This is a genomic window from Paraglaciecola polaris LMG 21857, from assembly GCF_000315055.1.
Taxonomy (GTDB): Bacteria; Pseudomonadota; Gammaproteobacteria; order Enterobacterales; family Alteromonadaceae; genus Paraglaciecola; species Paraglaciecola polaris.
On sequence record NZ_BAER01000024.1, the window covers coordinates 47,116 to 64,271 of the forward strand.

Genomic DNA, 17,156 nt, shown 5'->3' on the forward strand with positions numbered 1-17,156 from the left:
TTATTTAATCAAAGGTAAGATAGCTTTAAACGCAGGGGTACGGCTATCACCTACTAATTCGTATAAAGCCATTTCAACGCTGGTCATGGCGGCGCCTTGGCGGCTCAACTTATTTATCGCTAAGGTTTTGTTTTCTGCCAAGCGAGAAGACGTCGCGTCACAAACAACATCCACTGAGTAGCCTAAATTAAGCATACCCAGTACACTTTGATAAACACAAATATGCGCCTCAATGCCACATACTAACCAGTTTTGCTTAGTATGTTGTTTTAACGCATCGAGAAATTCTGGTGCGGCACAGGCATTGAATGTGTGTTTAGTAATGGGGCTCCGAGGGGATAGTTCTTCACTAAGTGTTATGACGGTTTTGCCTAATTTTAGTGGTGCTTGTTCTAAGTAGATTATGGGTAATTCCAGTACCTTTGCGGCCTTAATAAGCATTAGGGTGTTGTGAATTAGCGTATCACTTTCATATACCATGTGCGCTAAATCACCTTGTATATCGACTACCACTAGGCCAGTGTTTTGAATTGTTAACATGTGGGCACCTATGACATGGGATAAGCTGTTACGTTAGCTAAGCCTAGGACGTATAACAATGCAATTCGGTGCATTGACGCCTCACTATGGTGCTTATTCATGTTTTTTCGTCATTCGCTTTTATTCAAAATATTGATTTTTAATGACTTATTTTTTCTTTCAACGGGCGTGCTTTTTGCTTTACAAAGCGCATTCGTGTTCAGTCTGGTTGCTATAAATCAGTCGTACCATTCATTAGGTTAGGAGTTGTCTGTTGAAGTTCGTATTTTTTGTTTTGTGTTTATTGATGAGTGTGTCTGCCGTTGGGGTAGAAAAGGAGCCCCTGGCGGTAAAAGTGTTTATTGCCGGTATGTTTGAAATCGGCGGGAATCAAGGTGACAAGGCGGGGGAGTTTCAACATTGGTTTGAACGCTACTTTGTGGACACTGCGCCGATAACTGTAAAAGGTGCATTGAGTCCAGTGTTTTGTAATCAAGATGGCGTGTGCGGTTCTGTGTTAGGAATGGGCAAAGTGGCCTCTTCTTCGTCTATGCAGGCAATTGTTTTAAATCATCAATTTGATTTTAACCACAGCTACTTCATTGTTAGTGGGGTGGGTGGCGTGCCGCCATCACAAGGGACAATTGCAGACGTAAACTGGGGAAGTTGGCTGATTGATTATGACTTGGGCCACCGCTGGATGCCAGATGAAGGCATAGCCGGTGAACCGGTATTTATGCCAAGGCAAGGTTATGAAGATATTCGACGTTATCAGCTTAATTCTAGGTTGGTTGATTTGGCCGTGGGCTTGTCTAAAGATGTGCAACTTCAAGATTCCGCCGAAGCTCAAGCTTATCGTATGCGTTATACTCAACCTCAGGCTCGTCGTAAACCCACAGTGACAGTCGGTACGCATATTGCTGGTGACACTTTCTTTCATGGCCCAGGCCTGTCCGCACAAGCCCAATATATTAGCCAGTTATATGGCGCAGATGACTATATGATTGCCGAAATGGAAGGGGTGGCGATTGCACAAGTTCTATCACGGACGGTGGGGATCGATAGATTGCTCAGTTTACGTGGCGCGGTGAACTTTGATCAGGGAAACCCCAACGAAACCACCTTGGCACACCTTGACCCTGCTCCCGGTGAAACGGCAGGTGGTTTTGCTGAAACAGTCGAAAATATCGCGTTGGTGGGAGAAAAAGTGGTCGATTATCTGGTGGAGAATTGGGCCGATTTCAAAGATGGCGTCCCTGCTCATTAGTCTGATTGTTCATTTTCTGGCTATATGATTCGGACTCGCTGGAGGGCAAAAATCTAATGGTGCTGTTTGGTCACACTTTTTGCATTCAAGTATGGCATGTAAATGCTGCTCACGTCCTTGGGGCGTGAGTACCCAAGGCCGATTGATCCAAGGAGGATCGTGGCGAACATGTTGAAAATGACCACAGGCCAGTTTAGCGACCCAATGAGATTCATCGTCTTGGGTATAGTCAATAATAGGCTGTTGCATATGGTCTATTTCCTCGAGTGTTAGCGGCTAGATTCATTGTTAACGCGGCGCATAAACCGCGTGAGAGTGTTATTTGAACAAGTCCTTCGTGATGTCCTTTGTGTTTACCAAACAACTTTATTTGGTTGTTTGTCTTATTGACACCCATTAAAGGTTGTAATCCAGTTGAACAATCATTTTTGGTTGTTTTTGTTGCGGCGCTATTATCATTGATCGTACACTGACTGCAGATTTAACCATAGGTACAACCCGAGGTGATATCCATGATTGCTGTTTTGACAGGAGATCTGGTGGACTCAACGGCCATGTCACGCAAGGATTATCAATTAGCTGTGACCTTAATGGAAGACTATATTACAGCATGCCAGAAACGTTTTAACGCCCGAGGTGAGTTATATCGAGGTGATGGTATACAATTGATTTTTTGTCAGCCTCAACATGCCATGCGCGGGGTGATTGAATTAAAAAGCTTACTTTTCTCGGCAACTCATACTCAAAAACCCATTGGTATTACGTTGTCGATTGGTTTAGGCGATCAGCTCATCGAAGGCAGTAAGCCGAGTGTTTCTCAAGGCTCTGCATTTACCTTATCAGGCCGCGGCTTGGACACGACACCCAGTGGACATGTGAGTTTGCATCATGAGGGTGGCGACTTTTATGAGGCGCTCGTATTAGCGACGCAATTTCTTGACCATTTACTGAACTCGCACACACAAATGCAAGCCAGAGTGTTATACCACTATTTAAAAGCCGGTTTCCCTACTCATTCTCAATTAGCCGATGTTTTAGGTACCAGTCAGCAAAATGTGACTAAGCATTTGAGCCGAATGGGAGGCGATTTAATCAAGCAGTATTTAGCCTTGTACGAGACGAAGGTGAATAACTAATGACGTTGTTATTATTAATGGTCTTGGCCCATGTTATAGCCGATTTTTATATTCAAAAAGATACCTGGGTGACGTGTAGAAAAGACAATCATTATGCTTCTTGGGGTTTGTGCAAACATGTGCTAACCCATGTGTTCTTATTGATCGCGGCTTTGTGGATCAGCGGGCAGTTAAACGGATCGGGATGGATTGCCATTGTTTTGATTGGATTTACTCATATGCTAATCGATATATGGAAGTCCTATAAGAATGACGGGTTATATTATTTCTTACTCGATCAATCCTTTCATTTGTTGGTTATTGTCGTGGCGTGGTTAGTCTTGAGCGGCAGTACGTTCGCAGAAATAAAAGCTCAGCTGTTATGGGTGTTGCAGATAAAATATCTGGCAATTGCCTGTGTTTACGTGATCGCGTGCCGGCCAGCCTCAATCGCGATATCGATAGCATTAAGCAATTACACCACACAGTTAGCAGACAAACAGACAGGGCTTGCATCCGCAGGGCGCTGGATAGGTTATCTGGAGCGTTGTTTAATTATTTCGTTTATTATCATAGGCCAATTTGCCGGAGTCGGATTTCTGCTGGCCGCCAAAACAATTTTCCGTTTTGGCGATCTGACCAAGGAGAAAGATATGAAGTTAACCGAGTATATGATGCTAGGTACCTTATTGAGCTTTTCGTGCGCCCTATTGTTAGGGTGGTGGGTGAATAAAAGTTTCTTGTCGCTTTAGCGCGCTGGTTAGATGATCAATGAAAAGCTTAGTAATACCCGTTTGCCTTGTTCAATGCGGGTAACACTGTGTTCGTACTTATCCGGTCGGAATAAGTAAATGCGTCCAAAAAAATTCATGATGCATTTTTGACAATGAAAAACACCGCCTATCTTAGGTTGCTTCAAGACAATATTAAATTTGTAGTATCTCCCGTTCGGCACAGGATCGATATGATTCATTACCTTATGCTGATTGGGATAGGTCACTAAGTATGCAGAGACACGTTTGGATGTGAATAGTACCTTGTTACGAACACGAGCTAGCAAGGTAACCTCCTAAGCCAATTAATTTTAAAAAACGATTGTAGCATTCTTGAACAATCGTTTTTTTGTTAATTTAGGCGTAATTAGATGGATTGACGCTAGCTTAGTATTAATTGATTTTATGCACGCGCACACAATTTTTCCCTGCGCGTTTAGCTTCATAAAGGGCATCGTCCGCCACTTTAACAAGTCGCTCTAATGAGCGAGCCTGAGGCGTATATGTCACCCCAAAACTTGCTGAAATGAGCAAGTCTATGTTGCCCATTAATACCAAAGGGTGCTCAGCTATTTTAGCACAGGTACGCTGGGCAATGACCCGAGCTTTTTCGACCTTAGTGGCCGGCAGTAAAATAACAAACTCTTCGCCCCCCCAGCGTGCAATAGCATCGTGCTCGCGTAGTTCACTTTGTAATAAATGAGCGATTTCAATTAATACTTTGTCGCCCACATTGTGTCCATGGGTGTCATTAATACGTTTGAAGTTATCCACGTCTACCATGATTAGACTAACCTCTTGGCTAGCCCTGACGATTTTGTCGAAACGCCATTGAATATGTGGCCGATTGTGCAGTTGAGTGAGAGGATCGAGCTGATGTTTTTTAGCTGATTCACGTTCAAAAAAACGAATAATCACATGGGCGGTAACGAATATCACGAAAATAGCCAATAATACAAAAGAGGTATGACTGGTATACGCTTCCGTACTGGCATCTTTGCGTGATGACAGAGGTGTGAGCAGGTATAGTTTCCAGTGCAGTGCCTTTAAATCGATTTGGGCAATTAAACTAGTGGCATCAGGCGTTTTAACAATAATATTGTTCAAATTCGGTAAACTTTGCTGCTCTGGGGTTAACGCCTGAAACCAGTGCAGTTGCTCCACAGAAAGAATACGCTGACCGTCAGCGAGCAGTTTGGGGTTTGAGGCCAACACCACATCCTGGTTGTTATCCGCAAAGATAAAGTCATAACCAAAAGAGTCTTTGTATTTGTCAAATACCTCTAAGAAGGTTTTTAAGCGCTTGCCAACCCCAATAAAACCAAGAAATACCCCCTGATCGTTAAACACTTTCACATCAAAATAAATGTGGATATCTTGTCGATTACCTAATGCTGCTGCTATGTTTTTTGGTTGTTGTTTTACCCTAAAATACCATTCTACTTGACCTTCTTTTAAGGCTAATGTGCTGCCATTGGCGTTGTATTGTTTACGGCTGGTTTCGCTGGCGACAAAAAAGTCCATGTTGTAATCCATGGACATGCGTTTGACTAATGCGAGCATGGCCATATCATCAATCTGTTTGGCCGCCATTAAATTGCGTAATGTCGGCGTATTGGCGAGGATCTGCGCAGTATGTAGGGGTTTAACTAATTCTTCTGTGACCAAATCAAATGCTGGTGACATAGATTGCTGTTGCAGACGACTTTGTTCTTCGACTGAGTCAGATAAGGTTAAATAACCACTGATCGCCACAGCAATGGCCATAATAAACAACATGCTGGGCACTTTGAAGCCAAGATGGGATAACCTACTTCGATGGGGAGTGCTCAACGCGAAAATCCAATTGCCATTAAAAATTATAAAGCTTACGTGTTATTTCAGCTCAGGAATATACAATTTTAGTCGTAGTTTTTGTATAAAAAACCCACTAAAAGTAAATTTTTAGCCACTTTTGCGTGTCATCGCTAGCTTTCTAAGGGACGATTTTTAGCCTCAATCCACTGGGCCATATACTGGGTACTTTTATGTTGGTGATGTTGCAACATGCTACCTGTGAAGTTTTTCAGTCTATGGGCCGTCAGGTTATTTTTAAGCTGTGTTAAATGGTTAATAAGTGCCGGTGCTAGCTGCCGTTTATCAAAGCGCTGTAAGGCATGCTCGCCTCGTTCACCGGCTTGGTGCCATAACGCTGGGTCTTGATATAACGCAACTGCCTGAAAGGCAAACTCCAGTGCACTATGGGCAATGGCACCAGGCCAAGTATCTTCAGTACACATGCCCTCAGCGCCAATGGATGTGGTAACACTTGGCGTATTGCACAGCATGGCTTCTGCCAACTTGCCTTTAATGCCGGCACCAAAACGCAGGGGAGCCAAGCATACGCGGGCGTCGCCCATGACCGCTTTGGCATTCTCTGCCCAACCTTTGATATGAAAACCTTGCTTGGCATTGTGCAATTGACTGGCCTTTGGTGGCGGATAAGCCCCATAGATGTGCAGCTCAGCGGCTGGTAGAGCTTGTCTAATCAAGGGCCATATTTCTGTCTTTAGCCACAGAACAGCATTCCAGTTGGGTTCATGGCGAAAATTGCCAATGCTGATGAAGTGCTGGCGCTGTGAGAAGGTTTTGTGTTTAGAAGCATCACCACTTGGCACTAAGTCGAGCATAAACGGACAATGATAAAGCAATGTCTCAGGCACACCGAAAGTATTACCTAGCAGTGCATGTTCATAATCGGAAATAATTAAACTCAAATCACAGCGATAGATAGAAGCCACTTCACGAAGCGCCAAATCACCCTTTAAGTCTTGCTCGGTTACCGCACGATCCTGTTTGAACGCACGATGACGAGCATCGCGCAAACTATGTAAATCCTCGGTATCAAGCACGCGCAGAGCGTTTGGGCAATGCTTTGCCACGCGCCAGCCAAACTGTTCTTCTAACATAAAGCGATCGAACAACACCATATCGGGCTGTTGTTGTTGAATAAAATCGTCAAAGCTAGGGCAATTTAGCGAGATACTGTGTTCGCTTATGGCCATTTTAGTGAGGTCGATTTTATGCTCGCCTTGCAAAGCTGGGCTGGCAAAGCTGACAGTCCAGCCTTGCTGGGTAAAGAGTGTCAGCAAGCTCATCATATGTTGCCCAGCTGCGGACGAGTTTGGTTCAGGCCAGACATAGCCGATGACTAAAACGTGTTGAATTGACATAATATTATCCGGGTTGCTTGGCGAGCTGTACGCAGTTACGGCCTGCTTTCTTGGCAGTATATAGAGCAACATCTGCTTGCTTCATAATATCGCTAAACTGACTGTGTTGACTGTTGCGTTTAGCAATACCAAAGCTGGCGGTAATGTTCACTGTTTTACCTTGAGGTTGTTTGCTTGCACCGCGTTTTGGCGCTTTTTTAGGACGAGGTTTATCACGCAATGTAATTGGATAATCAGCAATAAGCTGACGAATTTGCTCTACAAAAGGCAGCGCCTGATCGGGAGTTTTACGTGGAAATATCAATACAAACTCTTCGCCACCGAAACGAAATGCCTTGCCACCACCTCCGATTTTATTTAAACGGCTGGCGACAAGTCTAAGTACTTCGTCTCCCACATCGTGGCCATAAGAGTCATTGAATTTTTTAAAATGATCGATATCTGCCATGACCACGACATATTTTCGACCAAGTGTATTCACGTACTGCATCAGTGCCCGGCGAGATGGGATGGCGGTCAGTTCATCTTTGAACGCCATGTTAAAACTGTCTTTTAACATGGCGTATAGAAAGCTTGTAGCTAACGTTAGGGCTAATACATTATGTAATTCGAATTGGGCATAGGCTGGCATTATCGCCACAAAGACCACACTTAATAACAATGCACCGTGGTTATGGTCAGGTACATAGAGGAATCGCGCAAAACAAAGCACAACAGAAAACGTCACTAATAGCCACTCGAAAGGTGTGTACAGGGCGTTCAGTCTTGGCTCTAAATTATTGGCCAAGGTATATATTGGACTGAGAAAATTTTGACTGATTGCAGGCAAGTGCCCCAACATTAGCCAACTGAATACGCCGACAAGTGTGAGCTTTACTAGGGTCAGTATTAGGTTGTGAGAGGAAAAGCCGCGGTCCTTGGCGCAGCTTAAATAGCTGAGCATCAATAACGCCATTAGCGGTAAGCGGCGGGTAAAGTCAGACGAGAGGGCTATTTTTTCTTGTGCAAACAACAGTAGTATAGCGGTTAAAATACAGCACCAAAATAATCGACTCCGGCCAAATTGCAGTGCAATTAACGCTGTAATAGTGACGGCTAAATAGCCAATCCACGGCAATGGAATAAACCAGTCAAGAAGTAATGGGCGTTGTGTTTCAAATGAATACAGCACAAGAAGAAGCAATGTTGCATACACAAAAATGTGACGAAAAATATTGTGCAAATAGGTCAAAATGTCAGACTCGAGCTGGGTGTAAAGCGCTATTGTATGAAATTTTTGTTTGTTCCATAAGTGCATGTGTTAATTTGCTACAAATTAAATGAATATTATCAATCTGTTAAAAGGAGACTTATGTCGTCTCACGTAGTTTTTGGAGCCGGATTAATTGGCAGTTATCTAGGCGCAAGCATGCATCAATTAGGGTTTAAGGTAGCACTTGTTTGCCGTGCATCAGTGAAAAGCAAGTTAGCTCAAGGTGTTACTCTAACAGACTATCAAGAGCACTATGCTCAAGCCCAAGAGCTGAATTTTCTTGATAGCGAAGTGCTATTAAAATTAAAACCAGAACAAATAGCCTGTGATTATTTATGGTTGACCGTTAAATGCCATGGTGTTGAACAAGCTTTGCTCGATATTGCGCCGCTGGTAAGTAAACGTACGGTAATTTTGTGCTGCCAGAATGGCTTAGGATCTGAGGCTCCTGTTAAGCGCGCCTATCCCAATAATACTGTGCTTAGGGTCATGGTGCCATTCAACGTGGTGGAGCTAGAAAAAGGCCATTTACATCGTGGCTCACAAGGTGATTTAACGATAGAACAGGCTAATAAGGCGGATCTCAGTGAGAAATTAGTCTCCAGTCTCAATAGTGACTTATTACCTGTCGCCCTTTCAAAGGACATGCAATCCTTGCTGTGGGCAAAACTGCAGCTAAATTTGGGGAACAGTATTAATGCGTTAGCCGATATTCCGGTGAAAAGCATGTTGCAGCAACGGGGCTATCGCGTAGTTATTGCCACCATGATGCAAGAGTTGCTAGCAGTATCAAAAGAATTAGGACTCGAGTTGCCAAAAGTAACATCGGTACCGGCAAATGTGGTGCCATACGTTCTTAAATTGCCCAACTTTTTGTTTAAATTGGTGGCCAATAAAATGCTGGCTGTTGATCCTAATGTGCGTACATCAATGTGGTGGGACATGTCACAAAATAAGCCGACAGAAATACAGTATCTCAACGGCGCTGTGGCCAATGAAGGAGCAAGGGTAGGTGTACCCACCCCTGCAAATAATCGAATCGTGGCTTTAGTTGAGGCTTTATCAGAGGCTAAAAGTAGCAACCGAGTCGGAGGTAAACAACCGAAAATTGCGCTTACTCGCCCCGTAAGTGCCTCTCAACTGCAAAGGCTCATTCGACAAGACTGATGCCTTAGTGGTGACTGTCGTTTAATACCTTGGGTTTAAGATTATCCACCCACATAGCCGTTGCACCGCAAATAGCCACCGGCATAACCAGAAAGTTAACAATGGGGATCATCGAGAAAACGCTGACCCCAATGCCAAAACTAAAGCAACTTCCGCGGCTTTGATTAAGGGTACGGCGCATGTCTTTAAAGGATACTTTGTGGTTATCGAAGGCATAATCACAATATTGAATGGCCATCATCCAAGCACTAAACAGAAACCATAATACTTGGCCTATCACTGGCAAGATAAAGAACAATAATAGAAAACCTATGGCCCGGGGCAAATAGTAGCCAAGTTTCGATAGCTCGCGACCTAAGGTACGTGGAATGTCTTTGACTATGTCCATTACCCCAGTATCACCTAAATCTTGGCCGGTCAGGTGTTTCTCCACTTTTTCTGCTAATAAGCCATTAAACGGTGCGGCAATCCAATTTGACAACGTCCCGAAAATAAGGGCAAAAACCAGTAAAACACTGATGACTGCCAAGGGCCAAATGATGTAACTTAACGCAGTCTTAAGCCAGCCTAGCCAGTCGGGGATAAGCTCGACTAACCAAATAATCGCGCCATCTATTTGGCCAAAGAGGGCATATAATGCGCAAGAAAATAAGATCAGATTTACTGCTAAAGGAATAAACACGAAGCGCTTCAAGCCCTTGGTTTGAATTAACGTAAAACCTTGTAGGAAATAATTCACAGATCTGCCTCTTTTGTATACTATTTGTACATTTAGTTGTTACTCGCCAAAAATTATGTAAAACCTTGAATTAATTGGCAAATGTAGATGCTAACTTAGGTTATTATACTGACGAACTCAGCTTCGGCAAAACGTCAATTGTTACACGGGGTGAGTTTTGCTACATTTTGACTGTTTCCCATAATAACGATAAAACCGGAATCACTCTTTTATTCATGCGTTTAAAGAAAATAAAGCTCGCGGGGTTTAAGTCTTTTGTTGACCCAACCAGCATTCCCTTTCCAGATGATATGACGGCGATAGTCGGGCCTAACGGCTGCGGTAAATCTAACGTGATAGATGCTGTGCGCTGGGTTTTGGGGGAAAGCTCTGCCAAAAATTTGCGCGGCGATGCCATGGTCGACGTTATTTTTAACGGCTCCAGCGCGCGTAAGCCTGTCTCTCAATGTACAGTTGAATTGGTATTTGATAATACGTCTGGGCGTATTCAAGGTGAATTTGCCAGTTACAATGAAATATCGGTTAAGCGCCTGGTCAGTAAAGATGGGCAATCTAGCTATTTCCTTAATAATAGTAAATGTCGACGCCGAGATGTCACTGACTTGTTTCTTGGTACCGGATTAGGCCCCCGTAGTTATGCCATTATCGAGCAAGGAACGATTTCTCGCTTAATTGAATCCAAGCCCCAAGAGTTACGGGTTTTCATTGAAGAAGCTGCGGGGATCTCCAAATATAAAGAACGTCGCCGTGAAACTGAAAACAGGATCCGCCATACAAAAGAAAACCTTGAGCGTTTAGAAGATGTGCGCGGGGAACTGGGTGCCCAACTGCAAAAACTTGAGAAACAAGCCGTAGCAGCCAAACAGTATAAAGCGCTTAAACAGCAAGAACGTCAATATCGTTCAGAATTAGTGGCAATTCGCTGGTCAAATTTTAATGACACAATTATCACGTTAGAACAAAAAGCTCAGCAGCAAGAAACCGATTTACAAGCCTTTATTGCTCGTCAGCGTGGCGATGAAAAAGAAATCACGGTTTATAAAACGCGCCAACAAGAACACAAACAGCAATTACAGGATACCCAACAAGTCTATTTTCGGTTAGGTACAGACATTACTCGCCTTGAGCAAAATCAGTTGCACAGTAAACAGCGTATCGCACAAATAACTCAAGAACTGGCAACGCTTCAAGAAGCCGTAAACGATAGTGAATTAGAACAAAAAACCAGTGCGCAGCGCCTATCAGACTTAAATCACGTTATCACCCTAGATGCGCCAGAGCATGAGTTGACCGCTCAGGCATTGGAGGATGCAATTTGGCAATTACAAAGCTTGGAAGAACGACTTGCTAATGAGCAGAATCAATGGCGAGAGCAAGAGCTGACGCACCAAAAATGTAAGCAACAGAGCCAAAACAATCACGAAAAAATTCAGTCCATCTTGGCGATGCAAATGCGTACCCAAGAGCGAGTAGGGGAAATTTCTAACGAGATCACTGCGCTGCAAACAACCGAATTTAGCCAACAAATTAGCTTAGCCAATAAAGCCCAACAGCTCGCTCAAAGCCAGTTTGATGAAGCACAGGTTAGTTATCAGGCGGTAACCGAAACATTGCATCAAGCGGAGCTTAATTGGCGCAGTGCCGATGACGAAAGAGCGCATACCAAAGGTGAGTTGCACGCGCTCAATGCGCAAATTTCCGCGTTGCAAGGAGTTCAAAATTTAGCGGTGGGTCATCAAGACCATCAACAACAATTGACCGATATGGGCATTGAGAGTCAGCCTTGGCAGGCGTCATTAACAGTCACTCCTGGATGGGAGCGAGCGGTTGAGGCTGTCACTGCACAGTGGCAAAATGCGTTATTGCTCAACTACCCAAAAGATATCGCGAATCTACTTGTCACCAAAGAAATGCAAGGTTTAGCTGTTATCTTTGGCAATGCACCCTCCCTGGAACCAAAAGCTAATACTTTAGGTTCAGTGCTGCATGATTGTCACTTTCCCTTGTGGATGGGGGATATTCGCCTAGCGCAGTCCAGAGATGACGCGATGAAGCAGCAGACATCATTGGATCTAGGTCAAAGCGTGGTGAGTGCGGATGGACTATGGGTCGGCAGTGATTGGCTGATTGATGGCTGCAAAGAGGAAGAAAGCGGTATTATTCAACGGACCAATGCCATAGTGTCGTTAGAAACTAAACAACCAGATATAGAGTTACGTTGCGATATTGCGCAGCAAGAAAGTGTGCAAGCCCAGCAAAACGTCGAGCGACTTAGTCAAGATAAAGAACACCATCGTAATGCACTTTCGGCCTGTGAAGGCGAGCTGAACAAATGTAAAAATCACTGCCAATGGTTGGTACAACAACAGCAAAGTGATAGCCAGCGTCAGCGTAAACTTGATGTTGAATTACAGCGCCAAAAGGCGGTGCTGGGCGAGGAGGAAACTCAATTAACGGACTTAAGGGCACAGACAGACGCGTTGGCTGAAACGTTGGTGACCTTGAACGAGCAGCAAACAGACATTGAACAGCAACGGGAACAGCTAAATAAACAAATACGAGAACAGCGGCATCAAGTCGATAATCTGAAAAACCGCCAACATCAACATGCCTTAACTCTCAAAGGGCAACAAACAGAGCAGCAGAATTTATTAATTGCACAAGGACGCGAAACGGCCCAGTTGCAAAATATGTTGTATAAAAAAGAACAGCTTACGAGTGAATTAACGCAACTATCAGGCCCTTTGACAGACCAAGTCGAGCAATTACAAAGTATGTTACGTGAGCATCACCTTCTTGATGAAACGCAGCAGAAACTGCAGATCACGTTAGGCGACATTGAGCATGAGCTTGGCCAGATAGAGAAAGGCCAACAGGCAATTAATACGCAGATTCAGCAGATGCAGGTGAATGTTCAGAATACCAAATTGGAATGCGAAGGTTATCGCGTGAGAGCCAATAGTGTGGTTGAGCAGTTAAATGAAATGAAAATACAGCTCGATCCCTTGCTTGAGAGCCTTAATGAAAATGCTAATGAAAAACAGTGGCAAATTTATCTTGAACGCACAGTTGCCAGCGTAGCGAGACTGGGGGCCGTGAATTTAGCCGCGGTAGAAGAGTACGATGTTCAAGCACAACGTAAACAGCACTTAGATGAACAAAATCAAGATCTTGAGTCTGCACTGGAAACATTAGAGCAAGCCATTCGTAAAATTGACAAAGAAACCAGAAGTCGCTTTAAAAATACCTTCGATCAGGTTAATAATGGTTTGCAGACTTTGTTTCCAAAAGTCTTTGGTGGTGGTTCGGCGTACTTGGCGCTGACCGATGATGATTTATTGGAAACGGGTGTCAGCATTATGGCAAGGCCACCGGGAAAGAAAAATAGTACAATTCATCTGCTTTCTGGTGGAGAAAAAGCTCTGACCGCTTTATCATTGGTTTTTGCCATCTTTCAATTGAATCCTGCGCCATTCTGTTTATTGGATGAAGTGGATGCACCTTTGGATGATGCCAATGTTGGACGTTTTTGTAAGCTAGTCAGTGAAATGTCTAGTAGTGTGCAATTTATTTATATCACCCACAACAAAATTGCTATGGAAATGGCGAGTCACTTAACAGGTGTAACTATGGCGGAACCGGGTGTTTCACGCATGGTAGCCGTTGATGTAGAACAAGCGCTAGCTATCGCGCAAGCATAAAAAAGGGTATGAGTTAATTCGATGGAAGATGTATTACGCTGGACGTTATTTATAGTGGGCACCTGTGCGATTGCAGGGGTGTTAATTCATGGTTTGTGGGTATCTCGTAAGGCAACCAGCAAAGATAAACGCGGCGCGAAAGTTGACCGTCAGCGCAGAGACGGCTTGCATACGCCTGCGTCATCCGAGCCTAGATTTTCTTCGTTTGATGAAGATTTTGAGCAAAATGATACCCAGGCAGATAAGTCAGATTTTGATGACTTTGGCGTAGGACCCGTGCGCGTCGTGAGCAATAATCATTCCCTTGAAACGAATACGCCATCCGAGGAACAGTCTGACGATGACAGCCATTACGGGCCAGAATCCTCGGATGATGTAGATAAAGAACAAGACGTGGAAGAGGGAGACGCTCTGCCAGCCGACTTCGACCCTATGATTGAACCCGCTTCAGCGCCACCACCTAAGCCAGTGACCCCACCTGGTAAAGTGTACGCTTCGGTTGTAACCCAACCTAAACCTGAATATGCCGCTCAAGCTAACCATTATACCCAAGCGGGTGCACGCCAAGTAAAAGATGTGCCTGAGCCGCCCACATTTTTGCTAAAAAGTGGGCAGCAAAAAGACGGAGTTCAAAAAGCGCCGACAGAGGAATTACTGCCACAGCCGGCTGTGTCACCGACTACTTCGGATGGGAATGTCGGTGGACGCCAAATAGACTCGGATGTGACAAATAAAGTGATGCACAGCCGTAAAAATGAAGTGGCAAACCGCAAACGTCGCGAGCCAAAATTTACCGAAGATCAGTTGAATATCGATTTCGATGAACAGCAGGCTGATAATAATAAGGGCCCGGCGCAACCACAAAGAAGTGAAGCAAAACCTCAGGCGGCCGAGCAGCCTCAAGAAGTCTTAGTACTCAACGTTAAAACCGCAGACGATGCACCCATCCAAGGGGCGTCGTTATTACCCATGTTACTTACCTTAGGTTTTAAATTTGGCGATCAAGATATATTTCATCGTCACGTGAATGCTAACGGTAAAGGGCCAGTACTGTTTAGCTTAGCGAATATGTTTAAACCGGGTGTGTTTGATATTGATCACCTAGAAAATTTTACCACCCAGGGCGTGACTTTATTCATGATACTGCCGATTGAAGGGGACCCACATCAGGTCTTCAATATGATGCACAACGCGACCCGCAAAATTGCCGATGAATTTAATGGGCAAATTCTAGATGGTCGGCGTAGCATGTTAACCAAACAAGGTTTGCAGCAATACGTTGAACGCATTCGCGAGTTCGAACGTAAGCGAATGATACGTCGCTAATTTTAGGGAGCGTTAGCTCCCTGTTTTCTTTGAATATCTTGGAACATTTTATGTCTAATGCTTTGTCACCTGCCCAAAGGCTGACGCAACTTATCAATACGATTAACGAATATAACTACCAGTATTACGTACTCGACAATCCAACGGTGCCAGATGCGGAGTACGACCGTTTAATGCGAGAACTACTCGACATTGAACAAACTTATCCAGACCTGCGCAGCTCTGATTCGCCGTCACAGAAAGTGGGTGGCACGGCGCTCAGTGCGTTTGAGCAGGTTGAACATGAAGTGCCCATGTTGTCGTTAGATAATGCATTTGACGAGCAAGACATGGTGGCGTTTGAAAAGCGTATTAAAGACAGACTAAAAAATACCGACAAAATTGGGTTTAGTTGCGAACCCAAGCTAGATGGTTTGGCCGTCAGCATCTTGTATGAAAATGGCAAATTAGTGCGTGCAGCGACCAGAGGCGATGGTCGTGTGGGTGAAAACATCACCACTAATGTGCGTACAATTGCCAATGTACCCCTTAGTTTACGTGGTGATAGCTACCCAAGTCGCTTAGAAGTACGCGGCGAAGTGATTATGACCAGAGCAGGCTTTGTTACCCTAAATGAAGCTCAAATTAATAAGGGCAAAAAGCCCTTTGTGAATCCAAGAAACGCTGCAGCAGGCAGCTTACGACAGCTTGATCCTCGGATCACCGCTGGGCGACCACTATTGTTCTATTGTTATTCTCTCGGTTTAGTTGAAAATGAACAGCAACCTTTGGATACCACCCATTCGTCGCGCCTAAAACAGTTAAGTGAGTGGGGGTTGCCTTTAAGTAAAGAACTCGAAACCGCAACCGGCGCGCAAGAGTGTCTTGAGTATTTCCATAAAATTGGTGAGTTGCGCAGCCAATTAAGCTATGACATTGATGGGGTGGTTTTCAAAGTAGACGACATCGAAATGCAGCAAGCCCTAGGCTTTGTTGCCCGGGCGCCTCGCTGGGCTATCGCCCATAAGTTTCCTGCTCAAGAAGAAATCAGTTCCTTGCTGGATGTCGAGTTTCAGGTTGGTCGAACGGGGGCTATTACACCTGTTGCGCGCCTTGTACCTACCTTTGTGGGTGGGGTCACTGTATCGAATGCCACGCTGCACAACCAAGATGAAATTAATCGTCTGGGGATCATGATTGGAGACACCGTCATCATTCGCCGGGCAGGGGATGTGATCCCGCAAATTGTCGCCATCGTGACCGAAAAACGCCCTGCAGATGCCAGAGAAATAACCTTTCCAACTGCGTGCCCTATGTGTGACTCAGCGATTGAAAAATTGGAAGGTGAAGCGGTTGCCCGGTGTACAGGCGGACTTTACTGTAAGGCCCAGCGTAAAGAGGCCATGAAACACTTTGCTTCACGCAAGGCTTTAGACGTCGACGGTTTAGGTGACAAACTCATTGAGCAATTAGTCGATGGGGATATGGTCAAAAGTCCCGCGGACTTTTTTTCCTTAGATATAGCGCCTCTATCGAGTATGGAGCGCATGGGGGAGAAATCTGCCGTCAATTTGGTTAACGCACTCGAACATAGCAAAAAAACCACGTTAGCTAAATTCTTATACGCATTGGGGATCCGCGAGGTGGGTGAAGCCACGGCACAAAATTTAGCGCTGCACTTTTTAACCTTAGAGGCCATAGAGCAGGCAGATATCGAATCCTTACAAACCGTGCCTGATGTGGGCGTGATTGTTGCTCAGCACGTATTTAATTTTTTTAGGGAAGCGCACAATCTCGAGGTCATAAAGGCATTGCGTGATGCAGGTGTACATTGGCCAACAATAGAAAAAATAGCGCTGGATCAGTTACCACTAGCTGGGCAAGTCTATGTGTTAACAGGCACGTTAAACGTGATGGATCGTAATCAAGCTAAAGCGAAATTACAGGCTCTTGGGGCCAAGGTTTCCGGTAGCGTTTCTGCCAAAACGGATTGCTTAGTCGCGGGGGAGAAAGCGGGTTCAAAATTGACCAAGGCCCAAGATTTAGGTGTTAAAGTGATAAACGAAGATGGCATGCTCGCCATGTTTGCTGATTTGGAAGGTTAAG

Annotated in this window: 14 protein-coding genes; 7 read left to right on the top strand and 7 right to left on the bottom strand. The window is 44.6% G+C overall.

The genetic code is table 11. From position 1 onward, the window contains the following. Positions 1-540, bottom strand: a complete 540-nt coding sequence (locus GPLA_RS04685; RefSeq protein ID WP_007103690.1) for an isochorismatase family protein — start codon at positions 538-540, stop codon at positions 1-3. A 286-nt stretch (positions 541-826) separates the two neighbouring features. Between GPLA_RS04685 and GPLA_RS04690 the strand changes: the two genes are divergently transcribed. After that, positions 827-1,786 carry a purine-nucleoside phosphorylase gene (locus GPLA_RS04690; RefSeq protein WP_051997639.1) on the top strand — a complete coding sequence of 320 codons (960 nt, stop codon included), beginning with the start codon at positions 827-829 and terminating at the stop codon, positions 1,784-1,786. Between the two features lie 9 nt (positions 1,787-1,795). On the opposite strand, the gene GPLA_RS04695 is transcribed toward GPLA_RS04690, so the two are convergent. Then, a complete protein-coding gene (locus GPLA_RS04695) occupies positions 1,796-2,035 on the bottom strand; it encodes a DUF3565 domain-containing protein (protein ID WP_007103693.1) in 240 nt (79 codons plus the stop codon). Between the two features lie 263 nt (positions 2,036-2,298). Between GPLA_RS04695 and GPLA_RS04700 the strand changes: the two genes are divergently transcribed. Beyond that, complete coding sequence (locus tag GPLA_RS04700) at positions 2,299-2,922, top strand: MarR family transcriptional regulator (RefSeq protein ID WP_007103694.1); 624 nt, start codon at positions 2,299-2,301, stop codon at positions 2,920-2,922. Continuing rightward, positions 2,922-3,653, top strand: coding sequence for a DUF3307 domain-containing protein (locus GPLA_RS04705; protein ID WP_007103695.1), 732 nt, complete (start codon positions 2,922-2,924; stop codon positions 3,651-3,653). The genes GPLA_RS04700 and GPLA_RS04705 overlap by 1 nt, the downstream gene beginning before the upstream one ends. Before the next feature lie 8 nt (positions 3,654-3,661). Here GPLA_RS04705 and GPLA_RS23910 read toward each other — a convergent pair whose 3' ends face one another. The 4 genes from GPLA_RS23910 to GPLA_RS04720 all read right to left on the bottom strand — a co-directional run bounded on the left by GPLA_RS23910 (position 3,662) and on the right by GPLA_RS04720 (position 8,183). Then, the gene (locus GPLA_RS23910) at positions 3,662-3,961 is read right to left on the bottom strand and encodes a hypothetical protein (RefSeq protein ID WP_083881996.1); all 300 of its coding nucleotides are present in this window, start codon (positions 3,959-3,961) and stop codon (positions 3,662-3,664) included. 106 nt (positions 3,962-4,067) lie between these two features. Further along, positions 4,068-5,453: a GGDEF domain-containing protein gene (locus GPLA_RS04710; RefSeq protein WP_007103696.1), complete on the bottom strand. Its 1,386-nt coding sequence runs from the start codon at positions 5,451-5,453 to the stop codon at positions 4,068-4,070. Between the two features lie 188 nt (positions 5,454-5,641). Next, a complete protein-coding gene (locus tag GPLA_RS04715; RefSeq protein ID WP_040513900.1) occupies positions 5,642-6,886 on the bottom strand; it encodes a glycosyltransferase family 4 protein in 1,245 nt (414 codons plus the stop codon). Positions 6,887-6,890: 4 nt separating this feature from the next. Beyond that, positions 6,891-8,183, bottom strand: coding sequence for a GGDEF domain-containing protein (locus tag GPLA_RS04720; protein WP_007103698.1), 1,293 nt, complete (start codon positions 8,181-8,183; stop codon positions 6,891-6,893). A gap of 54 nt (positions 8,184-8,237) precedes the next feature. Here GPLA_RS04720 and GPLA_RS04725 point away from each other — a divergent pair, with 54 nt between their 5' ends. Continuing rightward, on the top strand, positions 8,238-9,305 hold the full coding sequence (locus tag GPLA_RS04725) for a 2-dehydropantoate 2-reductase (protein WP_007103699.1): 1,068 nt from the start codon (positions 8,238-8,240) through the stop codon (positions 9,303-9,305). A 4-nt stretch (positions 9,306-9,309) separates the two neighbouring features. Here GPLA_RS04725 and cysZ read toward each other — a convergent pair whose 3' ends face one another. Continuing rightward, complete coding sequence (cysZ, locus tag GPLA_RS04730; protein ID WP_007103700.1) at positions 9,310-10,044, bottom strand: sulfate transporter CysZ; 735 nt, start codon at positions 10,042-10,044, stop codon at positions 9,310-9,312. Between the two features lie 215 nt (positions 10,045-10,259). Here cysZ and smc point away from each other — a divergent pair, with 215 nt between their 5' ends. The 3 genes from smc to ligA are packed head-to-tail and all read left to right on the top strand — an operon-like array spanning position 10,260 to position 17,155. Next, on the top strand, positions 10,260-13,745 hold the full coding sequence (smc, locus tag GPLA_RS04735) for a chromosome segregation protein SMC (RefSeq protein WP_007103701.1): 3,486 nt from the start codon (positions 10,260-10,262) through the stop codon (positions 13,743-13,745). Positions 13,746-13,766: 21 nt separating this feature from the next. Next, positions 13,767-15,071 (top strand): cell division protein ZipA, encoded by a 1,305-nt coding sequence (zipA, locus tag GPLA_RS04740; RefSeq protein WP_007103702.1) that lies wholly within the window; start codon positions 13,767-13,769, stop codon positions 15,069-15,071. A 50-nt stretch (positions 15,072-15,121) separates the two neighbouring features. Continuing rightward, positions 15,122-17,155 (top strand): NAD-dependent DNA ligase LigA, encoded by a 2,034-nt coding sequence (gene ligA / locus GPLA_RS04745; RefSeq protein ID WP_007103703.1) that lies wholly within the window; start codon positions 15,122-15,124, stop codon positions 17,153-17,155. Position 17,156 lies beyond the last annotated feature (1 nt).